Annotated in this window: 12 protein-coding genes and 1 pseudogene; 9 read left to right on the forward strand and 4 right to left on the reverse strand. The window is 57.6% G+C overall.

The window, feature by feature from the left end; genetic code table 11:
* Nucleotides 1-114: 114 nt before the first annotated feature.
* Nucleotides 115-327, forward strand: a complete 213-nt coding sequence (locus tag CLU80_RS21750; RefSeq protein ID WP_099758360.1) for a hypothetical protein — start codon at nt 115-117, stop codon at nt 325-327.
* 299 nt (nt 328-626) lie between these two features.
* Here CLU80_RS21750 and CLU80_RS21755 read toward each other — a convergent pair whose 3' ends face one another.
* Nucleotides 627-986, reverse strand: coding sequence for a DUF6124 family protein (locus CLU80_RS21755; protein WP_099758361.1), 360 nt, complete (start codon nt 984-986; stop codon nt 627-629).
* Nucleotides 987-1,529: 543 nt separating this feature from the next.
* On the opposite strand from CLU80_RS21755, the pseudogene CLU80_RS30725 reads away from it, so the two are divergent.
* A pseudogene (locus CLU80_RS30725) lies at nt 1,530-1,613 on the forward strand (hypothetical protein); the annotation flags it as partial.
* 34 nt (nt 1,614-1,647) lie between these two features.
* On the opposite strand, the gene CLU80_RS30320 reads toward CLU80_RS30725, so the two are convergent.
* The gene (locus CLU80_RS30320; RefSeq protein ID WP_286079756.1) at nt 1,648-2,760 is read right to left on the reverse strand and encodes a hypothetical protein; all 1,113 of its coding nucleotides are present in this window, start codon (nt 2,758-2,760) and stop codon (nt 1,648-1,650) included.
* A gap of 264 nt (nt 2,761-3,024) precedes the next feature.
* Here CLU80_RS30320 and CLU80_RS21765 point away from each other — a divergent pair, with 264 nt between their 5' ends.
* Nucleotides 3,025-3,693 carry a hypothetical protein gene (locus CLU80_RS21765; RefSeq protein WP_099758363.1) on the forward strand — a complete coding sequence of 223 codons (669 nt, stop codon included), beginning with the start codon at nt 3,025-3,027 and terminating at the stop codon, nt 3,691-3,693.
* 227 nt (nt 3,694-3,920) lie between these two features.
* Here CLU80_RS21765 and CLU80_RS21770 read toward each other — a convergent pair whose 3' ends face one another.
* Both CLU80_RS21770 and CLU80_RS21775 read right to left on the reverse strand, forming a co-directional pair.
* Nucleotides 3,921-4,280: a DUF6124 family protein gene (locus CLU80_RS21770; protein WP_099758365.1), complete on the reverse strand. Its 360-nt coding sequence runs from the start codon at nt 4,278-4,280 to the stop codon at nt 3,921-3,923.
* A 704-nt stretch (nt 4,281-4,984) separates the two neighbouring features.
* A complete protein-coding gene (locus CLU80_RS21775) occupies nt 4,985-5,344 on the reverse strand; it encodes a DUF6124 family protein (RefSeq protein WP_099758366.1) in 360 nt (119 codons plus the stop codon).
* A gap of 589 nt (nt 5,345-5,933) precedes the next feature.
* Here CLU80_RS21775 and flhA point away from each other — a divergent pair.
* The 6 genes from flhA to CLU80_RS21805 all read left to right on the forward strand — a co-directional run bounded on the left by flhA (nt 5,934) and on the right by CLU80_RS21805 (nt 12,444).
* On the forward strand, nt 5,934-8,063 hold the full coding sequence (gene flhA / locus CLU80_RS21780) for a flagellar biosynthesis protein FlhA (RefSeq protein ID WP_093439768.1): 2,130 nt from the start codon (nt 5,934-5,936) through the stop codon (nt 8,061-8,063).
* Between the two features lie 11 nt (nt 8,064-8,074).
* The gene (gene flhF, locus CLU80_RS21785; RefSeq protein WP_008077677.1) at nt 8,075-9,415 is read left to right on the forward strand and encodes a flagellar biosynthesis GTPase FlhF; all 1,341 of its coding nucleotides are present in this window, start codon (nt 8,075-8,077) and stop codon (nt 9,413-9,415) included.
* Between the two features lie 116 nt (nt 9,416-9,531).
* On the forward strand, nt 9,532-10,362 hold the full coding sequence (gene fleN / locus CLU80_RS21790; RefSeq protein ID WP_003222917.1) for a flagellar synthesis regulator FleN: 831 nt from the start codon (nt 9,532-9,534) through the stop codon (nt 10,360-10,362).
* A complete protein-coding gene (gene fliA / locus CLU80_RS21795; protein ID WP_093439777.1) occupies nt 10,359-11,099 on the forward strand; it encodes an RNA polymerase sigma factor FliA in 741 nt (246 codons plus the stop codon). Before fleN ends, fliA begins: the two co-directional genes overlap by 4 nt.
* A 166-nt stretch (nt 11,100-11,265) precedes the next feature.
* On the forward strand, nt 11,266-11,637 hold the full coding sequence (locus CLU80_RS21800) for a chemotaxis response regulator CheY (RefSeq protein ID WP_161986607.1): 372 nt from the start codon (nt 11,266-11,268) through the stop codon (nt 11,635-11,637).
* An 18-nt stretch (nt 11,638-11,655) separates the two neighbouring features.
* The gene (locus tag CLU80_RS21805) at nt 11,656-12,444 is read left to right on the forward strand and encodes a protein phosphatase CheZ (protein WP_099758367.1); all 789 of its coding nucleotides are present in this window, start codon (nt 11,656-11,658) and stop codon (nt 12,442-12,444) included.
* The last annotated feature ends 43 nt before the right edge of the window (nt 12,445-12,487 follow it).

Raw genomic sequence — 12,487 nt, forward strand, 5'->3', positions numbered from 1 at the left:
CACGTCGCACCTGTCAGGTTTTACAGGTGTGGAAAAGGAGCCTCTGCGATTTGATTGTTGGGTGATGCCGCACGTTCTCGTGTGCGCACTTCTGCAACGAAAGGGAGAAAGAAAATGAAAGGTACAGTCGTAAGGTATGACGAAAGCACAGGTACGGTCTTCATCAAGGCTGACGCTGAACCTGAAGATAGTTTCTTCGGGGATCAGCTGAGTACATTGCCGTCGGCATGGGCTGACTTAGGCACGGACAACATCCTTCCCTGGGAAATCCAAGGATCTGGAGTTGAAGATGAAAATTACTACTTCATCGTTCCTGAAGAGCATTGACGCCAGATCAACATCAAACCGGGCATGGCGGTCGACTTTGATCTCGTGAAGGAAGGGTCAAAGCAAGTGAAAAGCATGGATTATCAAACAGCATGATGTTCTTGAAAGAAGTGGCAACAGCAGGGGGAATCTGCAACCTCTCAACGAGGTATTGCCGATTCCGCCTGATCTGCAAAAGGTGGCCCCGGCCAACAGAAAACCTCGGTTAACCCTCTGTTTCATCTCTCGGCAAAAGTCGGAAGTTTTTTTCATCATTCCCACGCTTCGCGTGGGACTGATTTTCTGCACGGCGTCAGGCGTTAATTCGGCAATTCCAGATTATCCATCACCCGATTCACCGCCAGCTCGCCGAGCATGATCAGTTGCGCGATCCCCAGCAGCGTCCTGCGTTGCGACGCGGGGATGAGGTGGGCGAAGTCATGGGCGATGGTTCTGGCTGAGGCGAGGGTTTCGCTGGCATCGGCCAGTAGTTCCTCGTTTTTGAAGTCTGCGGTGACGGCGTACATCCGGCGGGTCTTACGCGGTGGTGGCGTGGAGCCGGGTGGGCAGAGGTAGTGATCGAGGGCGCGGTCGGCGGCTTCGTGGAGTTTTTTTGAATCGAGGGATTCGTAGGGGGAGGTGGGGTCGGTTTCGGGTGGGTTGGGTGTTGGTTTAATCATGGTGAAGCTCCTTTGAGGTGGAGCCGCGACAACCTGTCGCTAAACAGGAGAGGTGGCGGCTGTACGCAGGTTAGCGAACCGGTCAAAGGCACCCGGCAGACCCGAGGGTCTCCCGCATACAGCCACCATGACGAAATCGCGAAAATACAGATCCGCAACGAAGCCTGGAACGCTGATGCACCTTTGACTTGAGTTCGAGTCGCTAAACCCGATCGCTGATTCGTCAGCGACCGACCCACAATAGAACCCGCCCCCAAAGCGCACAAGCCGGCGGATTCTGGCGTAGCTGTAGGCAATGGCGCAAGAATTTGTAGCCTGGAAGGCGTGTCTGGAGGTGTCTTTTAAACGCCTGAGTTTAAAAGGCGATTTGCGCTGACTTCACTGGCCCCTTCGCGAGCAAGCTCGCTCCCACATTTGGAATGCATTTCCCTGTGGGAGCGAGCTTGCTCGCGAAAAGGCCATCCGGCTCAGCAGAAAAAGCCTCGATCAAGCCCCGCTGTTTAAATCACTGGTTAGATAAAACCGTCCTCTTTTCTTACTTGCCAGTTCTGCGCCAGCAAGGGCAAGCGTCCGGATCCGCTCAAGGACGACCTGCCGATTCCGCCGGATCTTCGCCGCGATTCTTGACTGCCCAGTGTCAGGATCAGGCCTCCGGCAGTATTCAAACCCAGAATTGAAAGTGGTCCAGGTAAGACCAGTCCCTTGAGACGATTTGAATTGAAGTGATTTTCCTGCCGGAGGGTGCAGGAAAATCAACCCACTTATGGCCGTTGGAAGCGTCTGCAGGAAGGTTTCTCGATCCCACATTTCCAGAGTTGTCGGAAAAGCTGATTTCCGCAGCTCTGAGTTGATAGGTGTATGCGAATCTGACTCGAGAGTAGGCTGATTTGAGACTAAGCGTGATCAGTTGTTGCCCTGTCGGAAGCTCATTGCCGGCGTTTGTCACGATAGCTGGGCCGGTGAGCATCCCTGCTATGGGACCACCGTAAGTTTGAATGCCGGTTGTACCCGCTCCGGAAGTGAGTGTGATGGTCATGCTCGGGATACTGATGCTCTGGCCAACGGTAATGCTGCTGTGGGGTTGGCCATCAAAATTCTCAAAGAGTATCGGCTCAGGAACCGCCTCGCCTACCCGCACCCTCAACACCTTCGAAAACATCAACCGCTCACCACTTCCCGATTTGTACACGGTGTAATTGATCAGGGCATCGGCGCCGCGATTGTTTGTTCGCCAGTCAGAAGGAAGTGTAAAGACTGGCGTGACACCTGCCTGAACGGGTCGCGTATCACTTTCCCATAGCGTGTTGGCGGTAGCGCGCAAACGTACCGTATAGCCAGTCGTCATGCCTGCGTAGTTGACGCTAACAGTTTCCTGATCACTCGACAGGGTCGGTGCCAGGAGATCGAATGACTGAGGGAGAATGTGCAGCAGCAAATAGCGCGAAGGAATCAAGGTCGTGCCCGGGGCCGTACGTACCGTGTAAAAGACCTTCACCGTATGGCCAATGCTATCGATCACCTCCAGGCGCGGAATGCGGATGTCGATGGTGCGAGGGGTTCCCACGGTGATCACCTCCGAGTGGTAGGTGTGCCGAGGGTTTTCCCAAGTGATGCGGACCGTATGGCCGTGGGCCATGCCGGTGTAGTGCGGAACTTGAGCCGTGACGTGTTGGGCGAAATAGACATGATCGAAGTCAAGTTGATCCCCTGCGGAGCCGTGTGCCTCAAGTACTTTTGGCGCCACTGGATCGGTGACTGCTGAAATTGAGTTCATGGGGTGTCTCCTGCGTTCGAGTGATTGCCTGGAAAGGCTCCATTTGATGCAGGAAGTAAGAATTCTCGCCACTGTCAGATCTGACAGGTGATCGAGTATTTCCGATGAGCGGTGGCTTTGCAGATGTCCTCTTTTGGTTGGCTCCGTCGTTGAGAGACCGTTGGTCTGGAAGTGCCATCCACCTGTCAACTCTTACAGTAGACGGACGGCTGTCCATGACATCGATATAGGGGCGCAAGTTTACTTAATCAGGAGAGTACGATCATGGCAGAGCGCATTTACCGAAAACTCGAGGGCATGGGCCTGGAATATGTGTCAGGGCGACTGGAACAGAACCCGAAAGAGCGGGCCATCTGCTACACCGTCACTTTCGACATGGATCTGGATTTCACCCATTTCAAACAGATGGCCAATGCTTATATCCCGGATTATCTCGACAACCCGATCAACGCGATCAGGCCTGAACTGGACGGCCTGGCTAACCATTATTCCTACAACTACCTGTTCAGTGCAGCGGGAAACATCCGCGATAATCAGGCGCTGTTCGAACTCTTCACCTCGCCTAGTTATTACAACGATCAATGGGCGACCGGCCCTCATCGGCAGGTGCGTTATGGCAAACCGGAGTTTGTGCAGGTCGGGCGAAAATTCCGCGTGACTGCACGCAGAGACTTCAGATCGCTGGATGACACGGGTCAGATCGAAATCGGAGATTTGCCGGCCATCCAGTTTCATTGGGCGCTCAATCTGCTGCAAACCGATCTGATGATCCCTGGAGTCATTGCGCCAGTGACCAAGGTCGTGCTGATGTACATGGATGAGGACTTCGTTGAGGTCGAAGGTGAGCAGATTTTGCGGGGTACGCGCTACGTCAACGGCAAGCAACTGAGCTTCGGCAATATTGCGCCCAAGCAGATACTGACTGCGCAGTAACCGGCATTAAAAAACGCCGTCCCGATTGCGCGGTGCGGCGTTTTTTATGGCTGAACATGCGTTGGTTGTAAGGTCGCCTTCGCGAGCAATCACAACGTCTCATTGATCGTTCCCACGCTCTGCGTGGGAATGCAGCCCGGGACGCTCCGCGTCCCTTCCAAAGCCGAACGCGGAGCGTCCGTTGAGGCATTCCCACGCAGGAGCGTGGGAACGATCATCGCGTGTCGCTACTGCGGCAACTCCAGATTATCCATCACCCGATTCACCGCCAGCTCGCCGAGCATGATCAGTTGCGCGATCCCCAGCAGCGTCCTGCGCTGCGACGCGGGTATGAGGTGGGCGAAGTCATGGGCGATGGTTCTGGCTGAGGCGAGTGTTTCGCTGGCATCGGCCAGCAGTTCCTCGTTTTTGAAGTCGGCGGTAACGGCGTACATCCGGCGGGTTTTACGCGGTGGTGGCGTGGAGCCGGGTGGGCAGAGGTAGTGATCGAGCGCGCGTTCAGCGGCGTCGTTGAGTTTTTTTGAATCGAGGGATTCGTAGGGGGAGGCGGGATCGGTTTCGGGTGGGTCGGGTGTTGGTTTGATCATGGTGAAGCTCCTGAGGTTATGGAACCACTCTTTCCCTGTCGCTAAACAAGTGAAGGTGGCAGCTGTACGCAGGTTAGCGAACCGGTCACAGGCACCCCGGTAGACCCAAAGGTCTCCCGCATACAGCCGCCATAACGTAATTGCGGGCGAAGAGTCCCACAACGAAGCCACGAACGCTGATGCACTGAGATGGTCCGGGTCGCTAAACCCGATCGCTGATTCGTCAGCGACCGACCCACAATAGAACTCGACCCCAAAGCGCACAAGCCGGCGGATTCTGGCGTAGCTGTAGGCAATGGCGCAAGAATTTGTAGCCTGGAAGGCGTGTCCTGAAGTGTCTTTTAAACACCAGAGTTTAAGAAGCGCATTGCGCTGACTTCACTGGCCCCTTCGCGAGCAAGCTCGCTCCCACATTTGGAATGCGTTTCCCTGTGGGAGCGAGCTTGCTCGCGAAAGGGCCATCCCGGTCAGCAGAAAAATCTCGATCAAACCCCGCTCACTGGTTAAATAAATCCGTCCCCAAATTACTTGGTATTGAGCAATTGATCGCAAAGCCGCTGAACGGGGCGGCGGTTTTTTATGATCGTTCCCACGCTCTGCGTGGGAATGCAGCCCGGGACGCTCCGCGTCCCTTCCAGAGCCGAACGCGGAGCGTCCGTTGAGGCATTCCCACGCAGGAGCGTGGGAACGATCATCGCGTGTCGCTACTGCGGCAACTCCAGATTATCCAGCGCCCGATTGACCGCCAACTCGCCGAGCATGATCAGTTGCGCGATCCCCAACAGCGTCCTGCGCTGCGACGCGGGTATCAGGTGGGCGAAGTCATGGGCGATGGTTCTGGCGGAGGCGAGGGTTTCGCTGGCATCGGCGAGCAGTTCCTCGTTTTTGAAGTCTGCGGTGACGGCGTACATCCGGCGGGTTTTACGGGGCGGCGGGGTGGAGCCGGGTGGGCAGAGGTAGTGATCGAGCGCGCGTTCGGCGGCGTCGTTAAGCTTTTTTGAATCGAGGGATTCGTAGGGGGAAGTGGGGTCGGTTTCGGGTGGGTTGGGTGTTGGTTTGGTCATGGTGAAGCTCCTAGAGTCATTGGAGCTGCCAGCGTTCGCTGCGAGACGAATGAGGGTGGCCGCTATACGCGGGTCGCAGACCGGGACTCTAGAACCGGCAGACCCGAAGGTCTCCCACGTACAGCCGCCATAAAAAAGCGGGTGTTGTGCGTCCAGAGATCGACGGGCTGCGAGACCCGATCACTGATTCGTCAGCGACCGATCCACAATAGAACCCGCCCCCAAGGCGCACAAGCCGGCGGATTCTGGCTTGGCTGTAGGCAATGGCGCAAGGATTTGTAGCCTTGAGACCGTGTCTGGAGGTGTCTTTTAAACAGCTTCGTTTAAATGAAGAAATTTGCGCCGAACATGAGGGCCCCTTCGCGAGCAGGCTCGCTCCCACATTTGGATTGCATTTCAATCTGACATTTGGAATGCGGTTCCCTGTGGGAGCGAGCCTGCTCGCGAAAGGGCCGGCCCAATCAGCAAAAATTCCTTGATCAAACCCCTCTATTTCATTCCCCGGCAAAAGTTGGAAAGCTTCTTGCAGTACCCGCCGTGAGCCCGCTCTGGGCGTCAAAAGTTTGCTTTAAAGGAACGGGGAAAACCGGTGGATCGCTCTCAGTTATTCAACACTGCTCGCACAAACGTTGCCGACCTCAGTCGAGGCAATCTGGGCGTGCCGTTGTTGTTGCTGGTCATGCTGGCGATGATGATGTTGCCGGTGCCGCCGTTCCTGCTCGACGTGTTCTTCACCTTCAACATTGCCCTGTCGATCGTCGTCCTGCTGGTCTGCGTGTATGCGCTGCGACCGCTGGATTTCGCCGTGTTCCCGACGATTCTGCTGGTCGCGACGCTGTTGCGGCTGGCGTTGAACGTGGCCTCGACGCGGGTGGTGATGCTCCACGGTCAGGACGGCCACGCCGCTGCCGGTAAGGTGATTCAGGCCTTCGGTGAGGTGGTGATCGGCGGTAACTACGTGGTCGGTATCGTGGTCTTCGCGATCTTGATGATCATCAACTTCGTCGTGGTGACCAAGGGTGCCGGACGGATTTCCGAGGTGAGCGCGCGCTTTACTCTCGATGCGATGCCCGGCAAACAAATGGCGATCGACGCTGACCTCAACGCCGGTCTGATCGACCAGAACCAGGCCAAGATGCGCCGTCAGGAAGTCGCCCAAGAGGCCGAGTTCTACGGTTCGATGGACGGTGCCAGCAAATTCGTCCGTGGTGACGCCATTGCCGGCCTGCTGATTCTGTTCATCAACCTCATCGGCGGTATGGCCGTCGGTATCTTCCAGCACAACATGAGCTTCGGCGATGCCGGCAAGGTTTACGCCTTGTTGACCATCGGTGACGGTTTGGTGGCGCAATTGCCATCACTGTTGTTATCAACAGCGGCGGCGATCATGGTGACCCGTGCTTCCGGTTCGGAAGACATGGGCAAACAGATCAATCGCCAGATGTTCGCCTCGCCCAAAGCGCTGGCGGTGGCCGCCGGTCTGATGGCGGTCATGGGCCTGGTGCCGGGCATGCCGCACTTCTCGTTCCTGAGCATGGCTGCGCTGGCCGCTGGTGGCGCGTACCTGTTCTGGAAAAAGCAGAACGTCGCTAAAGTCGTGGCGTTGGAAGAGGTCAAGCGCCAGCAGGATTTGCTGCCGTCGCCGGCCCGCGCCATGGAAACCAAGGAGCTTGGCTGGGACGACGTGACGCCGATCGACATGATCGGTCTGGAAGTCGGTTATCGCCTGATTCCGCTGGTGGATCGCAACCAGGGCGGGCAATTGCTGGCGCGGATCAAGGGCGTGCGCAAGAAGCTCTCGCAGGATCTGGGCTTCCTGATGCCTACCGTGCACATCCGCGACAACCTCGATCTGGCGCCAAGCGCCTATCGCCTGACCCTGATGGGCGTGATCCTCGCCGAAGCCGAGATCTATCCGGATCGCGAACTGGCGATCAACCCGGGCCAGGTCTACGGCACGCTCAACGGTATCAACGCCAAAGATCCGGCTTTCGGCCTCGAGGCGGTATGGATCGAAATCAGCCAGCGCGCCCAGGCACAATCGCTCGGTTACACCGTGGTCGACGCCAGCACCGTGGTCGCGACCCACTTGAACCAGATTCTGTACAAGCACTCCAGTGAGCTGATCGGCCACGAAGAAGTGCAGCAACTTATGCAATTGCTGGCCAAAAGCTCGCCGAAACTGGCAGAAGAGCTGGTGCCGGGTGTGGTCACGTTGTCGCAGTTGCTCAAAGTGTTGCAAGCGCTGCTCGCCGAACATGTGCCGGTGCGCGATATCCGCAGCATTGCCGAAGCCATCGCCAACAACGCCGCGAAGAGTCAAGATACCGCCGCGCTGGTGGCTGCTGTGCGGGTCGGCGTATCTCGCGCCATCGTCCAAAGCATTGTAGGCACTGAGTCGGAGCTGCCTGTGATCACCTTGGAACCAAGGTTGGAACAAATATTGCTCAATAGTCTGCAGAAGGCAGGACAAGGCTCGGAAGAGGGTGTTCTGCTGGAGCCAAGCATGGCCGAGAAGCTGCAGCGTTCGCTCATCGAAGCGGCGCAGCGTCAGGAAATGCAAGGTCAGCCGGTGATCCTCTTGGTAGCCGGCCCGATCCGCGCGATGCTCTCGCGCTTTGGCCGCCTCGCAGTCCCTGGATTGCATGTGCTGGCCTACCAGGAAATACCGGACAACAAGCAAGTGACCATCGTTGCGACAGTAGGGCCCAACGGCTGAGGTAGTGGTTTATGCAAGTTAAGCGTTTCTTTGCCGCCGATATGCGTCAGGCCATGAAGCTGGTTCGTGATGAGCTGGGCGCTGATGCCGCCATCATTGGCAACCGCCGCATTGCCGGCGGTGTCGAGTTGACGGCGGCACTGGATTACAAATTGTCGGCGCTGGCGCCACGGGTTCCGAACATGGAACTCGAAGACGAGCTGCGCAAGACCCAGTCGCGCATCGTCACCGCCCAGGCCGAGTTGAGCCTGCGTGGCGAAGCCGACGGCAACAGCAATCGCCAGATCTTTGCCGGGTTGCCGTTGACGGCCGGCCTGCCGCTGACCGCCGCTGAACCGCTGAGCGAGCCGACTTACGCCGCTCCGGCGCGTCCGGCCCCGGCACCTGCACAGTCCTCCGGCGGTGTCGATCCGCGTGCACTGGATTCGATGCGCTTTGAATTGAACAGCCTGCGCGAGCTGATGGAAGTTCAGCTCGGCACCCTGGCCTGGAATCAGCTGCAAGGCAGCCGTCCGGCGCAAGCCAACCTGTATCGCCGTCTGCAACGTATCGGCCTGTCCGGCCCGTTGTCGCGCGATCTGCTGGCGATGATCACCGATATCGAAGAACCGCGTCAGGCCTGGCGCATGTTGCTCGCGCACCTGGCACGGATGATTGCCGTACCGGAAGTCGAGCCGCTGGAAGAGGGCGGTGTGATTGCCATGGTCGGCCCTGCCGGCATGGGCAAGACCACTACACTCGCCAAGCTTGCCGCGCGTTATGTGCTCAAATACGGCGCGCAGAATGTCGCGCTGGTGAGCATGGACAGTTTCCGTATCGGCGCTCAGGAACAACTGAAGACGCTGGGCCGCATTCTCAATGTGCCAGTGACCCACGTCGATCCGGGCCAATCGCTGGTGCAAGCGCTGGATCCACTGCTGCGCAAACGCGTGGTATTGATCGATACTGCCGGCCTGCAAGCCAGCGATCCGGCCCTGCGCATGCAGCTGGAAAGTCTGGCCGGGCGTGGCATTCGTTCAAAAAATTATCTGGTCTTGGCAACCACCAGCCAGAAACAGGTTCTAACCGCCGCTTATCACAGTTACAAGCGTTGCGGGCTTGCCGGCTGCATCCTGACTAAACTGGATGAAACGGCCAGCCTTGGCGAAGTGTTGAGCCTGGCGATCAGTCATGAATTGCCGGTCGCGTACCTGACCGATGGCCCACGGATTCCGGATGATTTGCATCTGCCGCGCCGTCATCAACTGGTCAGCCGCGCCGTCAGCGTGCAAATGCAGGAAGAACCCAGCGAAGAAGCCATGGCTGACATGTTCGCTGATATCTATCACAGCCCGACCAAGCAGGTAGGCTGAGGTATTCATGAACAGTTTTTGTACCTACATCGATGGTCTGCCATGCATTGTTCCGGTTGTGAACGCGCAGCCAGTAATGTGGCCTCCGTCTATGCAAGACAAGGTAAAGAAATAACATGGGCAGCATGCATCCCGTACAGGTGATCGCGGTGACCGGCGGCAAAGGTGGCGTCGGCAAGACTAACGTGTCAGTGAACTTGTCGCTGGCGCTGGCAGAGCTTGGCCGTCGGGTCATGCTGCTGGACGCCGACCTGGGTCTGGCGAACGTTGACGTATTGTTGGGGCTGACTCCTAAACGCACGCTGGCCGACGTCATCGAAGGCCGGTGCGAGCTGCGCGACGTGCTGTTGCAAGGCCCTGGTGGCATTCGCATCGTGCCGGCGGCGTCCGGCACCCAGAGCATGGTGCACCTGAGCCCGGCGCAACATGCCGGCCTGATTCAGGCGTTCAGCGACATCGGTGACAATCTCGATGTACTGGTGATCGACACCGCTGCGGGTATTGGTGACTCAGTAGTCAGTTTTGTTCGCGCCGCGCAAGAAGTGTTGCTGGTGGTCTGCGATGAGCCGACCTCGATCACTGACGCCTACGCGCTGATCAAACTGCTCAACCGCGATTACGGCATGAACCGCTTCCGCGTCCTCGCCAACATGGCGCAGAGCCCGCAGGAAGGGCGCAACCTGTTCGCCAAGTTGACCAAGGTCACGGATCGCTTCCTTGACGTGGCCCTACAATACGTCGGCGCCGTGCCTTACGACGAAAGCGTGCGTAAAGCGGTGCAGAAGCAGCGCGCGGTGTACGAAGCCTTTCCGCGTTCCAAGTGCGCGCTGGCGTTCAAGGCGATCGCGCAGAAGGTCGACACCTGGCCGCTGCCCGCCAACCCGCGTGGCCACCTTGAGTTTTTCGTCGAGCGCCTCGTGCAGCAAACGGCAGGGCCCGTGCTATGACCGCAAGCGGTATGAACTACTACAAGAAGTCGGCACGTGACGCGCAGTACGAGTTGATCGAGCGTTACGCGCCACTGGTCAAACGCATTGCCTACCACTTGCTGGCGCGCTTGCCGGCGAGTGTGCAGGTCGAAGACCTGATCCAGGCCGGGATGATCGGCCTGCTTGAAGTCTCGACCAAATACGACGCCAGCAAAGGCGCCAGTTTCGAAACGTACGCGGGCATACGAATCCGCGGCGCGATGCTCGACGAAGTGCGCAAAGGGGACTGGGCGCCACGCTCGGTTCACCGCAATACCCGTATGGTCAGCGACGCGATTCGCTCAATTGAAGCTAAAACCGGCCGTGATGCTAAAGATCACGAGGTTGCGGCCGAACTCCAATTGAGTCTCGACGATTACTACGGGATTTTGAATGACACCTTGGGCAGTCGCCTGTTCAGTTTCGACGACCTGTTGCAGGACGGCGAACACGAAGGGCTGCACGAGGATGGCGCGAGTGCTCATATGGAGCCGTCACGCGATCTGGAAGATGAACGTTTCCAGGCAGCGTTGGCGGACGCGATTGCCAATTTGCCGGAGCGTGAGCGACTGGTGTTGGCGCTGTACTACGACGAAGAGCTGAACCTCAAGGAGATCGGTGAAGTCCTTGGCGTCAGTGAATCGCGGGTCAGCCAGTTACACAGCCAGTGCGCGGCCCGTTTGCGGGGGCGTTTGGGGGAGTGGCGAGCGCGCTGAAGGCAGTGTGGGGACACTGCGAACGAGGCTGGTGCGGTGATGAACGGCACCGGTCTTGCTCTGTTGTGCTCCAGACAGTCTTCGAGTGCTGCGCCGATTGATTGAAGTGGCGCGTCCAGGTGCTGGGCGCGTTTAAGACTGCTTGGAGGTCGAATTGAACAAAGACATGAAAATCCTCATCGTTGATGACTTCTCAACGATGCGGCGGATCATCAAGAACCTGCTGCGTGATCTTGGGTTCACCAACACCGTCGAGGCTGACGATGGCGTGACTGCCATTCCAGTGCTCAACAGCGGAAGCATCGACTTTCTGGTAACGGACTGGAACATGCCGGGCATGACCGGTATCGACCTGCTGCGCCACGTGCGTGCCGATGAAAAACTCAAGCACCTGCCAGTGCTGATGGTGACTGCAGAAGCCAAGCGCGAGCAGATCATTGAAGCCGCTCAGGCCGGTGTAAACGGCTACGTAGTCAAACCTTTCACGGCTCAGGCGTTGAAAGACAAAATCGAGAAGATTTTCGAACGCATCGGCTGATGAACGCGCGGGGGAGCTATGGAGCATAACGAATCTTCACAGGGCGATTTCGAGTCGACCCTGAAAAAACACGCGGTCGAACTGGTCGAAAGCCTTGAAAAAGGCAGGTTCGGCGACGCTGTGCAACTGATCCATGAGCTCAATCAGACCCGTGACCGTGGCCTGTACCAGGAAGTCGGCAAGCTCACACGTGAACTGCACAGTGCGATCGTCAACTTCCAGATCGATCCGAACATGCCGCAGGCCGAGGAAGTGTCGCAAATCACCGACGCCACCGAACGCCTGGGCTATGTGGTCAAGCTGACAGAAGCCGCGGCCAACCGCACCATGGATCTGGTGGAAAGCGCCACGCCGGTGGTCAACAGTCTGGCTGATGAAGCGCAGACCTTGAGCGCCGATTGGGGGCGCTTCATGCGTCGCGAGGTCGGGGCTGAAGAGTTCCGCGAGCTGGCGCGCCGGGTCGACGGTTTTCTGTTACGCAGCAGCACGGACAACCGTGCGGTGTCGAGCAATCTCAACGACATCCTGCTGGCCCAGGATTACCAGGACCTGACCGGTCAGGTGATCAAGCGTGTGACCCAACTGGTCACCGAAGTCGAAAGCAATTTGCTCAAACTCGTCCTCATGGCCAGTCAGGTCGACCGCTTTGCGGGCATCGAACATGACCGCGCCGCGATGCTTGCAGAAAAAGATCCACAAAAACATCTCTCGCAGGGTGAAGGTCCGCAGATTCATGCCGATAAACGAGAAGACGTTGTGTCCGGTCAGGACGATGTGGACGATTTGTTATCCAGCCTCGGATTCTAGAGTTGTGGAATTTTAGGTTTTTTGGGTTTTTAGACCTGTAGGA

The organism is Pseudomonas sp. 29 (assembly GCF_002754355.1).
GTDB lineage: Bacteria > Pseudomonadota > Gammaproteobacteria > Pseudomonadales > Pseudomonadaceae > Aquipseudomonas > Aquipseudomonas neuropathica.